13 protein-coding genes are annotated in these 15,698 nt (G+C 75.1%); 7 read left to right on the top strand and 6 right to left on the bottom strand.

Features of this window, described 5'->3' with window-relative positions:
* Window positions 1-34: 34 nt before the first annotated feature.
* Entirely contained in the window at window positions 35-757 is a 723-nt protein-coding gene (locus O7626_RS01835) for an SOS response-associated peptidase (RefSeq protein WP_278058602.1), read from the bottom strand.
* 176 nt (window positions 758-933) lie between these two features.
* On the opposite strand from O7626_RS01835, the gene aroA reads away from it, so the two are divergent.
* Both aroA and rsgA read left to right on the top strand, forming a co-directional pair.
* Window positions 934-2,244: a 3-phosphoshikimate 1-carboxyvinyltransferase gene (gene aroA / locus O7626_RS01830; protein WP_278058600.1), complete on the top strand. Its 1,311-nt coding sequence runs from the start codon at window positions 934-936 to the stop codon at window positions 2,242-2,244.
* 168 nt (window positions 2,245-2,412) lie between these two features.
* A complete protein-coding gene (gene rsgA / locus O7626_RS01825; RefSeq protein ID WP_278058598.1) occupies window positions 2,413-3,447 on the top strand; it encodes a ribosome small subunit-dependent GTPase A in 1,035 nt (344 codons plus the stop codon).
* Between the two features lie 56 nt (window positions 3,448-3,503).
* On the opposite strand, the gene O7626_RS01820 is transcribed toward rsgA, so the two are convergent.
* Entirely contained in the window at window positions 3,504-4,109 is a 606-nt protein-coding gene (locus O7626_RS01820) for a DUF2087 domain-containing protein (protein WP_278058596.1), read from the bottom strand.
* Window positions 4,110-4,160: 51 nt separating this feature from the next.
* Here O7626_RS01820 and hisN point away from each other — a divergent pair, with 51 nt between their 5' ends.
* Window positions 4,161-4,952 (top strand): histidinol-phosphatase, encoded by a 792-nt coding sequence (gene hisN / locus O7626_RS01815; RefSeq protein WP_278058594.1) that lies wholly within the window; start codon window positions 4,161-4,163, stop codon window positions 4,950-4,952.
* 71 nt (window positions 4,953-5,023) lie between these two features.
* Window positions 5,024-5,986, top strand: coding sequence for a hypothetical protein (locus O7626_RS01810; RefSeq protein ID WP_347404848.1), 963 nt, complete (start codon window positions 5,024-5,026; stop codon window positions 5,984-5,986).
* A gap of 52 nt (window positions 5,987-6,038) precedes the next feature.
* Here the strand turns inward: O7626_RS01810 and O7626_RS01805 are convergent, their stop codons facing one another.
* On the bottom strand, window positions 6,039-7,238 hold the full coding sequence (locus O7626_RS01805) for a glycosyltransferase (RefSeq protein WP_278058592.1): 1,200 nt from the start codon (window positions 7,236-7,238) through the stop codon (window positions 6,039-6,041).
* A gap of 345 nt (window positions 7,239-7,583) precedes the next feature.
* Here O7626_RS01805 and O7626_RS01800 point away from each other — a divergent pair, with 345 nt between their 5' ends.
* Window positions 7,584-8,153: a DUF5709 domain-containing protein gene (locus O7626_RS01800; protein WP_278058590.1), complete on the top strand. Its 570-nt coding sequence runs from the start codon at window positions 7,584-7,586 to the stop codon at window positions 8,151-8,153.
* 43 nt (window positions 8,154-8,196) lie between these two features.
* Here the strand turns inward: O7626_RS01800 and O7626_RS01795 are convergent, their stop codons facing one another.
* A complete protein-coding gene (locus tag O7626_RS01795) occupies window positions 8,197-8,829 on the bottom strand; it encodes a response regulator transcription factor (protein ID WP_278066025.1) in 633 nt (210 codons plus the stop codon).
* Between the two features lie 136 nt (window positions 8,830-8,965).
* Window positions 8,966-10,147, bottom strand: a complete 1,182-nt coding sequence (locus O7626_RS01790; RefSeq protein ID WP_278058588.1) for a DUF5931 domain-containing protein — start codon at window positions 10,145-10,147, stop codon at window positions 8,966-8,968.
* A 143-nt stretch (window positions 10,148-10,290) separates the two neighbouring features.
* On the opposite strand from O7626_RS01790, the gene O7626_RS01785 reads away from it, so the two are divergent.
* Entirely contained in the window at window positions 10,291-10,752 is a 462-nt protein-coding gene (locus tag O7626_RS01785) for an ATP-binding protein (RefSeq protein WP_278058586.1), read from the top strand.
* A 212-nt stretch (window positions 10,753-10,964) separates the two neighbouring features.
* On the opposite strand, the gene O7626_RS01780 is transcribed toward O7626_RS01785, so the two are convergent.
* A complete protein-coding gene (locus tag O7626_RS01780) occupies window positions 10,965-11,522 on the bottom strand; it encodes a hypothetical protein (RefSeq protein ID WP_278058584.1) in 558 nt (185 codons plus the stop codon).
* Between the two features lie 195 nt (window positions 11,523-11,717).
* Between O7626_RS01780 and O7626_RS01775 the strand changes: the two genes are divergently transcribed.
* Window positions 11,718-15,689 (top strand): hypothetical protein, encoded by a 3,972-nt coding sequence (locus tag O7626_RS01775; protein ID WP_278058582.1) that lies wholly within the window; start codon window positions 11,718-11,720, stop codon window positions 15,687-15,689.
* Window positions 15,690-15,698: the final 9 nt, after the last annotated feature.

The raw sequence follows: 15,698 nt of genomic DNA, 5'->3' as shown, positions 1-15,698 counted from the left end.
ACAAATCGGTGCAGGCAAATGCGCGGTTCCGTGTTCAGAACAGCGTCGTCGCCATCGGCCCTTCTGGTAACGCTCGCAGCGGCGCGGCGGGGACCCGGGCGACGAGTTCCGGGCCGTCGTTGCGGACGTCGCCGACGGCCTTGCCGACCGGCCGGATCTCGATCTCGGCCAGCGATTTCCCGTCCGGCGGCGCGAGCAGCACGGCCGGGTCGTCGTCGCCGTCGAGCCAGTCGGCCCAGCGGTCCCGGGGCAGCAGCAGCGGCATCCGGTCGTGCACCAGGGCCAGTTCGCCGAGGGCGGCCGTGGTGACCACACTCGTGGTCAGCAGTGGTTCGCCGGCGCCGTGCCAACGCGACCAGAGACCGGCGAAGGCGAGCACCCCACCGTCGCGCGGAGTCATGAAGTACGCCTGCTTGCCGCCGTCCCGGCGGACCCACTCGTACCAGCCGTCGGCCGGGACGAGGCAGCGGCGCCGGGCGAACGACTGCGCGTACGCCCGGGTGGTGGCGACCGTCTCCGCGCGAGCGTTGATCATGCGGGCCGCACCCCGGGTGTCCTTCGCCCAGTGCGGCAGCAACCCCCAGCGGGCCACCGAGAGCACCGGAGGGTCCGAGTCGACGTCGCGCCGCACGACCGGCACCGGATCGGTCGGCGCCACGTTGTAGTCGGCGGCGAGCCGGCCACCGGTCTCGTCGAACGCCTCGAAGAGGGCGCTCAGATCGGCCGCGCTCCGGGTGGTGGCGTACCTGCCGCACATGGGGGCAACGCTAGCGCCTCCGGCGCCGGCCGGCCGTCCCGTACCCCGGCCCCGGCGGCCCGGCCCGCCCGGCAGACCCGGTCACGCCGGTGCTTCCGGCCCGGCCGGCCGTCCCGCCAGGCGGGAGGGGCCGGGACTCGGATCCGGTCCGCCCGGCCAGGGGGCAGGATGTACGGGTGCCGAACCTGACGGCGGTCCGCCCGCTCGAACCCTGGACCGCGCCGACCGCGACCGACCCGGTCGCCTCGACGCTGCGGCTGCCCGGTTCCAAGTCGCTGACCGCCCGCGCCCTGGTGCTCAGCGCGGTGGCCGACGGCCCCTCCACGCTGCGCCAGCCGCTGCGCGCCCGGGACACCGAGCTGATGGCCGCCGGGCTGCGCGCGATGGGCGCACACGTCTCCACAGTGGATGACGAGCGCTGGCTGGTCCGGCCGCACCCGTTCCGGGGCCCGGCGCACGTCGACGTGGGGCTCTCTGGCACGGTCATGCGGTTCGTGCCGCCGGTCGCCGGGCTGGCCGAGGGGCCGGTCACCTTCGACGGCGACCCGCACACCCGGACCCGCCCGCTCGGCCCGCTGGTCGAGGCGCTGCGCTCCATCGGGGTGGGCATCGACACCACCGAGGGCGCCAGCCTGCCGCTGACGGTGCGCGGCGCCGGGCGGGTGGCCGGCGGCGAGGTGGTGCTCGACGCCTCGGCCTCCAGCCAGTTCGTCTCCGGGCTGCTGCTCGGCGCCGCCCGGTTCGAGCGCGGGATCGTGGTCCGGCACGTCGGGCCGCCGGTGCCGTCCGCGCCGCACCTGCGGATGACCGTGCAGATGCTCCGGGCCGCCGGTGCCGCCGTCGACGACGCCACCCCGGACGTCTGGACGGTGGAGCCGGGTCGGCTCTCCGGACGCGGCTGGGACATCGAACCAGACCTCTCCGGCGCGGTGCCGTTCTTCGCCGCCGCGCTTGTCACCGGCGGCGGCGTCACCCTGCTCGGCTGGCCGCGCAGCAGCCTGCAACCGGTCGACACGCTGCGGGACCTGCTCTCCCGGATGGGTGGCGAGGTGACGCTGGGCACCGACGGCCTGACGGTGCGCGGCACCGGGACGATCCGCGGGCTGGACGCCGACCTCTCCGACGTCAGCGAGTTCACGCCGGTGCTGGCCGCCCTCGCCGTACTGGCCGACTCGCCGTCCCGGCTGCGCGGGGTGGGACACATCCGGGGACACGAGACCGACCGGCTGGCCGCGCTGGCCCGGGAGCTGAACGGGCTCGGCGCCGAGGTCACCGACACCGCCGACGGGCTGGAGATCCGACCTCGACCGCTGCGTGGCGGCACGTTCCGGACCTACGCCGACCACCGGATGGCGCACGCGGCAGCGGTGATCGGGCTCACAGTGCCGGGGATCGGGTTGGACGACGTGGCATGTACCTCGAAGACCATGCCCGAGTTCCCGGCACTATGGTCGACGATGGTGACCGGCGGCGACGGGCGCCGATAGCCGGGACCGGTACGTTCCCGCGCCGGTCGCCGCCGATTCGACGCCGACGACGAGACGGGGGCGGAACTGGCCGGCAAGCGGCGGGAGTACGACGAGGACGACGTACGGGTCCGGCCCGGGCGCTCGTCCCGTCCGCGCACCCGCACCCGCCCCCGACACTCCGACGCGGTGGACGGATTCGTGGTCGCCGTGGACCGGGGCCGCTACACCTGCGTCACCGGCGACGACCCAGCGGGCGGCCGGGGTGACCGGTCCGGCCCCGGTAACGGCGCGGGGGCTGGCGTCGAGGCGGGGGACGGCGCGGGGACGGTGACCGCGATGCGGGCCCGGGAGCTGGGCCGCAAGTCGGTGGTCGTCGGCGACCGGGTGGCCCTGGTCGGGGACACCTCCGGCACGGCCGGCGCGCTGGCCCGGATCGTCCGGATCGCCGAGCGGACCTCGGTGCTGCGGCGTACCGCCGACGACGACGAGAGCACCGCCGAGGGGCGGCTCGAACGGGTGGTGGTGGCCAACGCCGACCAGCTCGTGATCGTCAGTTCGCTGGCCGACCCGCCGCCCCGGACCGGGTTCATCGACCGCTGCCTGGTGGCGGCGTACGACGCCGACATCGAGCCGCTGCTCTGCCTGACCAAGTCCGACCTGGCCACTCCGGAGGGGGTGCTCGGCTACTACGCGGAGCTGGACCTGCCGCACGTACTCGTCGGGCCCGACTCGGACCTCGACGAGCTGCGCGGGCTGCTCGCCGAGCGCCTGTCGGTGCTGGTCGGGCACTCCGGGGTGGGCAAGTCGACGCTTGTCAACCGGCTGGTGCCGGAGGCGGACCGGGCGGTCGGCACGGTCAGCGCGATCGGCCGGGGCCGGCACACCTCCACCAGCGCGGTCGCGCTCCGCCTGCCGTCGCTTGCCGGGCCGGCCGGGTCCAAGGCGGGTAAGGGTGGCGGCCGGCGTACCCCGCACCCCGGCTGGATCGTCGACACCCCGGGGGTACGCAGCTTCGGCCTGGCGCACGTCTCCGCCGCGAGCCTGCTGCACGGCTTTCCCGACCTGGTGGAGGGGACCGTGGAGTGCCCGCCGAACTGCGAGCACACCTCGGACGAGGCGGACTGTGCGTTGGACGCCTGGGTGGCGGCCGGCAACGCCGACCCGCGCCGGCTGGCGTCGTACCGCCGGTTGCTGGCCTCCCGGGCCGGCGAGACCGAATAGGCCGCGCCGAGGCGACCGGGTAGCCACCCGCCAGAGGCGACCCGGTGGCCGGAACGCTAGCCGGGCAGGCCGTCGGGGTCGGTGGCGGTCGGGCCGGGATCGATGTCGACCGGGCCGCCGCTGCGCCAGTAGACGCCGTCCCGGCGGGTCAGCAGCACCTCGTCGACGAGATAGCGGCGCAGCGCGGCGTAGTCGTCGTGCCAGGCCCGGAGCAGGGCGTTCACCTCCCGCTCGGAATAGCGCACCCCGGGGACGAAGGTCGTCACGACGTGCTCCAGCAGCAACCGGCGCTTGCCCTGCGCGGCCGGCAGTTGGGTGATCCGGCCGCCCCGGACGAAGGATCGGAGCACCGCGGCGGTGGCCCGGTCCGGGTCCAGCTCCGCGTCGGGCACGGCCGGGGTCGGCGGGTGGGCGCGTACCGCCTCCTTGAACGCGCCGACCAGGGCGACCGTCCGGTCGTCCACGGTCTCGACCAGGCCGCCGGACTCCAGCCGGCGCAGCGCGGCGTGCACGGTCCGGGCGGGCAGCCCGGTCCGCTCCGCCACCTCGGCCGGACCGCCCGCGCCGAGCACCACGGCGGCGAAGACGGCCAGCCGGTCCGGCTCGGCGAGCAGGCCGATCAGTACTTCGGGAGAGACGTCGGAAATCGGTTCGGTGGCCACGGCGCGGGATGCTAACGCACCCGGCTCGACCGGATCGAGTAGGTTTCCGCCATGGCCCGGCACGCGGACGACCTGTCTCTGGCGCACATGCTCGCCGACACCGCCGACTCGATCTCGATGGCCCGGTTCCGGGCCCTGGACCTGCACGTCGAGGCGAAACCGGACCTGACCCCGGTCACCGACGCGGACACCGCGGTGGAGAAGGCGCTCCGGGCCACCCTGGCCCGCACCCGGCCCCGGGACGGCGTGCTCGGCGAGGAGTACGGCGCCTCCGGCCCGGCAGCCGGAGCCGGCACCCGGCAGTGGGTGATCGACCCGATCGACGGCACCAAGAACTTCGTCCGGGGCGTGCCGATCTGGGCCACCCTGATCTCGCTGATGGAGGGCGACACCCCGGTCGTCGGGCTGGTCTCCGCACCGGCCCTGGGCCGCCGCTGGTGGGCGGCGACCGGACTCGGGGCGTACGCCGGCCGGCACCAGGCCGCGGCCACCCCGATCCGGGTCTCGGGGGTCGGCCGGCTCGCCGACGCCAGCTTCTGTTACTCGTCGCTGAACGGGTGGGAGGAGACCGGCCGGCTCGACCCGGTGCTGGACATCATCCGGACGGTGTGGCGGAGCCGGGCGTACGGCGACTTCTACGGCTACATGCTGCTCGCCGAGGGTGCGGTCGACGCGATGGTCGAGCCGGAGCTGTCGCTGTGGGACCTGGCCGCGCTGATCCCGATCGTGACCGAGGCCGGTGGCACCTTCACCGACCTGCACGGACGTCCCGGCCCGGGTGGCGGGAGCGCGGTCGCCAGCAACGGGAAACTGCACCAGGATCTGCTCGACCGGCTCGGCTAGCCGGCCGAGCGAAGCGGGGCGGCAGCCTCTATCCTCGCCAGGTGTCTACCGGTTGGTGCTTCCTCGCGGCCATGATCGCCGCCTATGGCGTGGCCAACCTGCTCCAGTCGGTGGCCGCGACCCGGACGACCCTGCACCACACCTTCGACCCCGGGCTGCTGCTGCGACTGGCCGGGCACCGCAGCTATCTGGTCGGGCTGACCTGCCAGATGCTCGGCTTCGTCCTGGCCTTCCTGGCCCGGCGGGACCTGCCGCTGTTCCTGGTCCAGGCGAGCGTGGCGGCCGGGCTGGGCGTGACCGCCGTGCTCGGAGTGCTGCTGCTCAAGTGGCGCCTGCCGGCCGCCGAGGTGGTGCTGCTGGTGCTGCTGCTGGCCGGCATAACCGCGCTGGTGCTGGCCGCCAAACCGGCGCCGTCCCGGCAGCTGGGGACCGCCGGGGTGGTCGGGCTGGTCGTCGCACTCGGCGTGATCGGCGCGCTCGGTTTTCCCGCCGTACGCCTGCACGGCGTGCCGGGCTCGGTCGCCCTCGGCGCGCTGGCCGGGCTGGCGTTCTCGGCCGCCGCGGTGGCCGCCCGCCCGCTCGCCTCGGTGCACTCGTTCGAGGCCTTCCTCCGGGACCCGCTGCTCTACCTGCTGATCGTCCACTCGATCGTCGGCCAACTGCTGCTCGGCCTGGCGATGCAGCGCGGCTCGACCACCGCCGCGGTGGCCGCGATGGACGCCGCCGGTGCGGTGCCGGCGGCGATCGTCGGGCTGCTGCTGCTCGGCGACCGGATCTGGCCGGGCCGGGAGTGGCTGGCCGCGGTCGGCTTCCTGATCACCCTGGCCGCGGTGCTCGGCCTGACCCGGTACGCCGAGCCGCAGCACCAGCACACCCTGCTGCCCAGCCAGCGCGAGCTGCCACACCGGCGCGACCGGGAACGGCGTTCGGGATCCCGGGCGGCCCTGCCGGCAGGTCCCGCGCCGGGACTACCCCGGTCGACCACACCCGGCCGGCGCCGGTCCACCTCCGTCGTACCGCTCCCGCGCCGCTGAGCACGAGACGGGACCGGGCTGGCGTGTCGGGTCGGTCGGGTCGGTCGGCGGGTCAGCTCGGGGCGGGCTGGCGGCGGCGCACCACCCGCTCGTAGAGGCGCTCCAGCGCGCCGGCCGTACGGTCCCAGGTGTAACTGCACCGCACCCGGTCCACCGCCGCGTGCCCGTACGCGAACCGCTCCGCGTCGGCGGCGAGCAGCCGGCGCAGGGTCACCCCGAGGCCGCGTACGTCGCCGGGCGGGACGAGCCGGCCGGTGACCTCGTCGACCACGGTGTCCACGATGCCGCCCATCGAGTAGCCGACCACCGGCACCCCGCAGGCCATCGCCTCCAGCGGGATACGGCCGGCGGAGGCGTACCGGGGGGTGCAGGCCACCACGTCCGCCGAGCGGTACCAGGCGGGCATCTGGTCGTGCGGCACCGTGCCGACCAGCCGGACCTGGTCGGCGACCCCGCTGGCCTCGGCGATCTTCCGCAGCCGCCGGGCCTCGGCGTGGTTGTTGAGGCCGTCGGCGGACGGGCCGCCGGCGATCACCAGCTCGGCGTCCCCGACCAGCCGCATCGCCCGGATCAGGTCCTCCTGCCCGTGTCCGGGCTCCAGCCCGCCGGCGGCCAGGATGCGTGGTCGCCGGTCCCGGGAAACCGCCTCGCCCTCCGGGGCGAAGAGTTCGGTGTCCACGCCCGCCGGCACCACCACCACGGAGGCGCGCTGCAGACCCATTCGGGTCAGCTCGTCGACCTCGTCGGTGCACCCGGCCACCGCCATGTCGACCGCCCTGGTCAGCGCCAGCTCCAGCGGGATCCGCTCACCCGGGCCGCGGTACGCCTGGCCGAGGTGGCGCTGCTGCTCGACGCCGAGGGAGTGGAAGGTCTGCACGACCGGGATGACGGTCTCCCGGACGGCGCTCGCCGCCGCCAGCCCGCCGACCCAGAAGTGCCCGTGCACCACCTCGGGCGCCCACTCCCCGGCCCAGCGGTCCGTGAGCCAGCGGCCGAGTTCCGGCACGTACGGCACCAGCTCGGCGGTGGCGGCCCGCCGGGACGGCCCGACCGGCACCCGTTCCACCCGGTACCCGCCGATCTCGGTGGTCGGTGGCGCGTCCGGGTCGTCGAGCCGCTCGTACACGCGGACGTCGTGGCCCCGTTCGGTCAGTTCCACGGCCACCCGGGCCACGTGCTGGTGCGTGCCGGCGAACTGACGGCGACGCTCCTGCGGCGGGCCGGCGTGTGCGCAGACGAGGCCAACGCGCATGGTCACCTCCAGCGACGGCTACGGCAGGCTAGGGCCGTTCGATCAGAGGCTCCCATTAACCGCGACGGGCCGAGCGGAAACCTGGCAAACCGGCCCGCCGACCCGATCGGCCCGCCCACCGGACGCGTCGACGCCCTGCGTGGCGGGAACGTCACCGCCCGCGCCGTCGCGGTCCTTCCCGTTCCGCCGCCGGCTAATCCCGCGCCGTCGGGCTTCCGGCGGTTCACCGGCGGAGCGCCGGCCCGGGCCCGGCCCGGCCTGAGCGCCGGCCGGCGGTCCACCGGCGGAGTGGCCGGTCCGCCTTCGCCCGGTTACGGGTACCCGGGGAGCGGGTAGTGGTCTGTCATGCGCGATGACGAGTTTCCGACGCCCGTGTCCGACCCGGAGGCGGAGGGTCTGCCCGACACCGCCGACGACGACTCGACGGCCCGTGACGACGTCGAGACCGGTCGGGAGGCGGACGGCCGGAATCCCGCCGCACTTCCCACCGACCGCCAGCCCCTCGGGGTCGACCGGTACGGCAACACCGCCGAGGAGCAGGCCGACGGTGAGCCGCTGGACTACAAGCTCGCCCAGGAACGGCCCGACATCCCGGTCGAGGAGCCGCTCGCCGGCCCGGCCGACGAGGCGATCTCCGGCGAGGCGGACAGCGAGGAGGCGGCCGCCGAGGCACAGCTCGACGCGGACGTGCTGGACCCGGGTCCGACCTCCGACCCGAACTCCCCGGTGTCGATCTACGACCACGGCAACCTCGGCGACGCGCCCGGCGGCGGGCCGGTCGGCCGGCTGGTGGAGCCGGACGAGGGGGCCCGCGACGACGACGAGACCGACTCGGTCGCCTTCGACCGGGGCGCCGCGGGCGGCGGTGCCAGTGCCGAGGAGTTGGCGATCAACGAGACCCAGCCACCGCCGTGACGACCCCGGCCGCTCGGCCGTTGAGCGCTCGGCCGTCGGCCGGTCACCCGTCGAGCCCCTGCTCGATGGCGTAGCGGGTGAGTTCCACCCGGTTGTGCAGTTGCAGCTTGCCGAGCGTGTTCTGCACGTGGTTCTGCACCGTACGGTGGGACAGCCCGAGCCGGCCGGCGATCTGCTTGTAGGACATCCCCTTGGCGACCAGCCGGAGCACCTCGGTCTCCCGGTCGGTGAGTCGGGGCAGGGAGTCACCGGGCGGTGCCGGCGCGGCGGCGATCCGCCGGTACTCCCCGAGCACCAGCCCGGCCAGCCCCGGGGTGAAGACCGCGTCACCGGCCGCGGTACGCCGTACCGCGTCCAGGAACTCCGCCGGCCCGGCCGACTTGAGCAGGTAGCCGGTGGCCCCGGCCTTGACCGCGTCCAGCACGTCCTGCTGTTCGCCGCTGGCCGAGAGCATCAGCACCCGCACCCCGGGCAGTTCGGCGAGCAGCGCCCGGAGCACCTCCACGCCGGAGACGTCCGGCAGTTGCAGGTCGAGTACGACGACGTCGGGCCGGGTTGCCGGGGCCACCCGGACAGCCTGCCGCCCCTCGCCGGTGGTGGCGACGACCTGGTAGCCGGCCTCGGTGAGGTCGCGGGCCACCCCTTCCCTCCACATCGGATGGTCGTCGACCACCATCACCCGGACTTCCGGCACGCCCTCGTCGGTCACATCGGCGAGCCTAGACGAGCCCGTGGCGTGCCCCGGTCAAGCCCATGCCGTGCACCTGGTCAAGCCGTGTCGGGCGACCGGTCGAGCCGTTCCGGGCGACCGGTCACCGGTCCGTGCGCTGCCCGGGGACGGACGGGCCACGGGGTATCCGGAGTTCCACTTCGGTCCCCTCGCCCGGGGCGGAGCTGATCCGGACCGTGCCGCCGAGGTCGGCGATCCGGCCCTCGATCGACTGGACCACGCCGAGCCGCCCCTGACCGGCCGCCTCGGTCAGCCGCCCCGGCGGGATGCCCGGCCCGTCGTCACGGACCGAGACGGTGACCGCGGCCGGATCGTCCTCGACCAGCACCCAGCCCCGTCCGCCGCCGTGCCGGGCCACGTTGTCGAGCGCCGCACCGACGGCCGCAGCGACCTCACCGGCGACTCCGGCGGGCAGTGGTACCGAGGTCGCCGGAGCGGCGATCGAGACGGTCGGCGAGGCGTACCCGCCGAGCATCGCGCGCAGGTCGACCTCCTGCCGGTCCAGCCCGTCCGGTGCCCGGCTGGCGACAAGCGACCGCAGCGCCGCCTCCTGTTCACCGGCGAGCCGGGCCAGTTCGCCGGCCTCGCCGTCCAGGTCTGCACCGCGGCGCTGCACCAGGGCCAGCACCTGGAGGACCGAGTCGTGGATCCCCCGGGCCAGCCGCTCCCGTTCCCGAGTCGCCGCCTCCAGCTCGACCGCCCGCTGCAACCGCTCCTCGGCGATCACGGCGAGCCGGACGACGTGCCCGACGGCGATCCCGGCCAGCAGCATCAGCGCGGCACCGGTGAGCGACGCCTGGGCGAACCGCTCCCGGGCCACCAGGTCGGTGACGCCGATGACAAGTGCCGCCACCACGCCCCGCCGCCGCCCGCCGGAGACCGCCCAGGCGAGCACCGGCCCGGCCAGCCAGGCGACGCTGGGCGGGGGCACCCCGTCGTGCATGACGTCCCGGCCGACCACCCGGGGGGCGGCGACCACCACCGCCAGCACCACGGCCAGGTCGGCCAGGAGCAGCGGCCAGCGCCGCCAGGCCGGATCGGCGTACGCGTACGCGCTGAGCACGGTCCAGCCGGTCATCGCGAGCAGGAGTACCGCACCCGACACCGGATGCGTGTAGTCGCCCAGGTTGCGTACCGCCAGCACGGCGACGTACGCCAGGGCGGCGAACCGGTAGACGGCGATGGACCGCCACAGCGGCGCCTGGAGGCTGCCGGGCGGGTCGCGGCGGCGCCCGCCCGGCGCGTCGCTCGACGAGTCCGGCACGCCACCGACCATCGCACAACCGCCCTCGGCGGGACGACCCGTGCACCCGTCTTCCCGACCCGGTGGCCCGGATGCGCAGCTACATACCCTGACGTAGGGTGGGAAAGCCACGAAAGGACTCGACGAGCAGCAGTGGGACGGCCATGAGCGACACAGATCCCCTCGCGCCCACGGCTGTCGCCTCGGACGGGTCACCGCCACTGCTCGCCGAGACCTTCGACGGCGACCGGGTGACCGAGCTCCGGCACACCGTGACGGCGTGCGCGGGGGAAGCCGGTCTCGACGGGACACGGCTGGACGACTTCGTACTCGCCGTCAACGAGCTGATCACCAACGCGGTACGCCACGGCGGCGGGCAGGGCTGGCTGCGCCTGTGGCGTACCGGCGAAATTCTCTACTGCCTCGTCTCCGACAACGGTGCCGGCATCCGGACCGAACGGATCGACGACCGGCGGCGACCGGCTCCGGAGATCGCCGGCGGCTGGGGGCTCTGGCTGGCCCGGCAGCTCAGCGACGAGATGCTTGTGCGCAGCGGTCCGGAGGGCACCACCGTGCGGATCAGCGCCAACCTGACCGACGCCGGTGCCGGTGACTCCGGCACCTGACGACGGCGCTGCCCGGCACCGGACGACGCGTCCTGCGGTCCCGGATGACGCTTCTGCGGTTCTGGATGGCCGGTCGGTCGTGGGTGCATGAGCGGGGCAGCTCGACAGCCTGCGAACCGCACCACCTGCGCCCGGCACGGCAGGGCGCCACCCCGGAACCGGGAGTGGCGCCCACGCTCGGAAGGTCACCTCGAGTCACCTCCGGAGATTGCTCAGGTGTGGCAGAGGATGCCCAGGTCGTCGACCCAGGTGCCCTTCTGCACGCCGTTGGCGCCGATCAGCGAGACCCGGACCAGGATGTCCGTCGGGCCGTGGTTCCACGAGGTGGAGACGAAGGTGTACGGCGCGTCACCGCTGAGCACCACCGTCTGCAACGCCACGTACGTAAAACTGACCGGCTCGATGATCTCGAAGTTGATCTGCTGGGTGGCAAGTACCGGGTTGACCCAGATGCCCGCCGTGCAGCTCGTGGTCGCCGGCAGGAAGACCCGCCGGCCGACCGAGGAGAACCCGGCGCTGCGCATCGAGAGGAACCCGTCCTTGACCCCGGTGTGGGTCTGCAACGAGCTGATCCCGCCGGTGCCGTCACCGGTGTGGGTGAAGCTCCAGTTCGCCGCCTGGTTGCCCTCGAAACCGTCCTGCACCGTGATGATCGCGGCGCTGGCCGGCGAGGCCGTACCGGCGAGCAGGGCCACGGTCAGTCCGAGCAGGACCGCCGCCACCCCGAGCGGACGGAACCGGAGCGGACTGCGGAACAAAGTGGAACGCATTTCTGATCACCTCGTGATCTGCCTGGTGGGGCGCCTGTCGCACCCCCGCTGAGGAGATGTCTAGTCGCCGACTCGTTGTCCGGCTTCGGGCCGCCGACCCGGACAATCAACTCCGGACAGTCGACGGACCGACCACGACGAGCGACCAACGGCCGGGCCGACGAGCGACAGGCGGAAGCGAGGGCGAGGGCGAAGGTGCCGCGACCAGAGGGCGTACTGGGGCCGGGGTCCCCACAGGTGCGGGAGTTCGCGGCCGGGCTGCGCCTGCTGCGGGAGAAGGCCGGCAGCCCCGGCTACCGGGAGCTGGCCCGCCGGGCGCACTTCTCCGCGACGACGCTCTCCGAGGCGGCCGGCGGCCGGCGGCTGCCGACCCTGGCCGTCACCCTGGCGTACGTCACCGCGTGCGGCGGCGACCCGGACGAGTGGGCGGAGCGGTGGCGCCGGATCGCCCGGGACGAGCCGCCGACGCCTGCCCCGGCAGATCCCGACGACACCCCCTACCAGGGCCTGCTGGCGTACGGGCCGGATCGGGCGGAGTGGTTCTTCGGTCGCGAGGAACTCGTCGACGACCTGCGGCAGCGGCTCGCCGACCGCCGGTTCGTGGCGTTGTTCGGCGCCTCCGGCAGCGGAAAGTCCTCGGTACTCCGGGCCGGTCTGGTGCCCGCCGTAACGAGCCGGCCGGAACACCCGCCGGTGCTGGTGCTGACCCCGGGCGCGGATCCGCTCGGCGAGCTGGCGGTGCAGCTCGCCCGGCTGCTCCGGATCCCGGCCGGCGCGCTGCACGCGGACCTGCTCACCGCACCGGACCGGCTGCACCTGGCGGTCCGGCAGGTGCTTGCCGACGCCCCGGCCGAGGCCGACCTGTGGCTGGTGGTGGACCAGTTCGAGGAGGTCTTCACGCTCTGCCGGGACGCCGAGGCCCGTACCGGTTTCGTGGCGGCGCTGCTGGCCGCCGTCGCCGCGCCGGGAAGCCGGCTGCGGGTGGTGATCGGGGTACGCGCCGACTTCTACGGGTACTGCGCCGAGCTGCCCGAGCTGGTGGCGGCGCTGGCCGACGCGCAGGTACTCGTCGGGCCGATGACCGCCGCCCAGGTCCGGGACGCGGTGGTCCGCCCCGCCGAGCGGGCCGGTGCGATGGTCGAGGGCACCCTGGTCTCCACGATCGTGGCCCAGGTCGCCGGCCGGGCCGGTGCGCTGCCGGTCGCCTCACACGTGTTGCTGGAGGCGTGGCGGCGGCGCCGGGGCAGCGCGGTGACGCTTGCCGGTTACCAGGCGGCCGGCGGGATCGACGGCGCGGTGGCGCAGACCGCCGAGCGGATCTGGCAGGAGTTCGACGCCGGGCAGCGCCGGGCGGCCCGGCACGTACTGCTGCGGATGGTGGAGATCGGCAGCCTGGACGAGTCGACGGCCGCGCTGGACCGGGCCGGGTTGCCGACCGCCCGCCGGGTGGACCGGGCCGAACTCGCCGAGACGGACGCGCTGACCTCGGGCGTACTGGAGCGGCTGGCCGCCGCCCGACTGGTCACCCTGGACGACCGCTCGGTGCGGCTGGCCCACGAGGCGCTGCTCGACGCCTGGCCCCGGCTGCGCCGCTGGCTGGAGGAGGACCTCGACGGGGTACGCGTGCACCGGCAGCTCACCCAGGCCGCGGCGGGCTGGCGGTCGCTCGACCACGATCCGGGCGGGCTCTACCGGGGGCTGGCGCTGTCCCGGGCGCAGGCGTGGGCGCAGGCGCACCCGGAGAGCCTGACCAGCCTGGAGCGGGACTTCCTGGACGCCGGTCGCCGGGCCGAGGAGCGCCGGGCTGCCGGTCGGCTGCGCCGTCGACGGCTGCTCGGGGCCGCGTTGGCGGCGGTCGTCTCGGTGGTGACCGTGCTGGCCTCGGTGGCGGTGGTGCAGGCCCGGCAGGCGCGGGGGCAGCGGGATCTCGCCGTACACCGGCAACTGGTGGCGGCGGCGCGGGCCCAGATGTCCCGCGACCCGCAGTTGGCCTTCCTGCTGGCCCGGCGGGCCTTCGAGGTGCGGCCGGACGCCGAGGCCGAGACGGTGTTGCGGCAGGCGACGCTGCACTGGCGGGGGGTCGAGGTGCGGCAGGTCTTCACCGCGCCGGTCAAGCAGGCCGCGTTGACCCCGGACGGCCGGTACGCGGTCGCCGCCGGGGAGCGAAAGTCGGTACAGCTCTGGCAGCCGGCTGCCCCCGACCGGCCGCCGGTGACGCTGTCCCGGCCCGGCCCGGAGGTGCTGACCGCGCTGGCGATCAGCCCGGATGGGCGGCGGGTCGCCGCGGCCGGCGACGCCGCCTCGGTGCAACTCTGGGACACCGCCGACCCGGGCCGGGCGCCGCTGCTGCTCGCCGGGCACCGCGGGCCGGTCCGCGACGTCGCGTTCAGCCCGGACGGCCGGCGGCTGGCCACCGGCGACGCGGCCGGGGTGGTCCGGATCTGGGAACTGGCCGGCGAGCCCCGGGGCCGCCCACTCCCGGCGAGCGGCCCGCCACCCGCCGGCAGCCCGCCACCGGCTGGCCAGCCGGTTCCTACCGCCCGTGCACTGCCGGCCGCGCGCGGCGCCGTGCACTCGGTGGCCTGGTCGCCGGACGGCCGGCGGTTGGCCGCCGCCACCACCGACGACCCGGCGAGGATCTGGCCGCTGGCCGGGCCGGGCCGGGCGCCGACCCTGCTCGCCGACTCCACCGGAACCGCCGACGCGCTGCTGTTCAGCCCGGACGGTGCGCGGATCGTCGGGGTCGACAACGCCAGCACCGAGGACGGCGGCGTGCTGCGGATCTGGCCGGCCGGCGGCAGCGGCCAGCCGACGGTACTCGGCCGGCTGCGCAGCGCATTTCCGGCCGTGTTCAGCCCGGACGGGCGCCGGCTGGTCACCAAGAACGCCTACGGCGTGATCACCGTCTGGGACCCGACCGGCGCCTTCGACCCGCTGCCGCTGCGCGGGCACGCCGGCACGGTCTGCGCGGTCGCGCTGACCCCGGACGGCCGGTTGCTCAGCGTCGGCCAGGACGGCACCGTCCGGCGCTGGGACGTCGACGGTCCGTTCGCCCCGGTGGTCGCGCGGCCGCATCAGGGCCTGGTGCACGCCGCCCGGTTCAGCCCGGACGGCCGGCACCTGGCCAGTGCCGGCATCTTCGACGGTACGGTCCGGATCTGGCCGGTACCCGGGCCGGCCGGAGTCGCCCCCGCCACCGGTTCCGCCGCCCCGGTCGCCGGTACGCCGGTCGCAGCTGCCCCGGTCGCCGGTGCGGCCGCTCCGGTCGTGCTTTCCGGGCACGCCGGGATGACCATGGACGTCGCGTTCGCCCCCGACGGGCGGCGGCTGGCCAGCCTCGACGCGGCCGGCACGGTCCGGCTCTGGGACTGGCCGACCGGCCGGCCGCTCGGCAGCTTCGTGGCCGGCCGGGCGACCCGGGTCGGGTTCGGGCCTGACGGCCGGCGGCTGCTGACCAGCGGCAGCGGGGGCGTCCGGCTCTGGGACCGGCTCGACGCCCGACCGGTCGCCGTCGAGCTGGCACCGACCGGTTCGGGTGCGGCGTTCAGCCCGGACGGCACCCTGGTGGCGACCGGTGCCGAGGACGGTGGCGTGCGGATCCGGGCCGTCACCGCCGGGGACGACGGCAGTCGGGCGGACCCGGCCGGGGACGACGGCGCGGGGGACGCGGTCGCCACCCTGGACGGCGGTGCCGATCCGGTCAGTTCGGTCTCGTTCAGCCCGGACGGGGATTCGGTGGCCGGGCTGAGCCGGGACAGCACCATCCGGGTCTGGTCGGTACGTGGCGGCCCCGCCCGGGTGGTCCTGCCCTCGGCCGGTCAGGGTGCCGCCACCACCCGGCTCGGCTACACGCCTGACGGGCGGCACCTGTCGATCCTCGGTGGCGGTGCGGAACTCGTCGGGATCCAGCTCTGGGCCGCCGCCGGTGCGACCGAACCGGTGACCGTACGCACCCTGGGTCCCGGACCGCTCGGCTTCGCGTTCGCCCCGGACGGCGAGCGGGTCGCCACCGTGCACTCCGACGGCTCGGTACGGATCTGGCGCTGTGACGTCTGCGGCTCGGTCCGGCTCCTGCTGGCCACCGCCGCCACCCGGGTCACCCGGCCGTTCACCTCGGACGAACGGCGTACCTTCCTGCTCGACGGTGGGCGTCCGGCCGGAAGCTGACCGGTTCGC

The sequence above is a fragment of the Micromonospora sp. WMMD1102 genome (assembly GCF_029626265.1).
In the GTDB taxonomy this organism is placed as follows: Bacteria; Actinomycetota; Actinomycetes; order Mycobacteriales; family Micromonosporaceae; genus Plantactinospora.
Note: the sequence above shows the minus strand (reverse complement) of the source record. Positions and strands in the feature narration are given on the sequence as shown.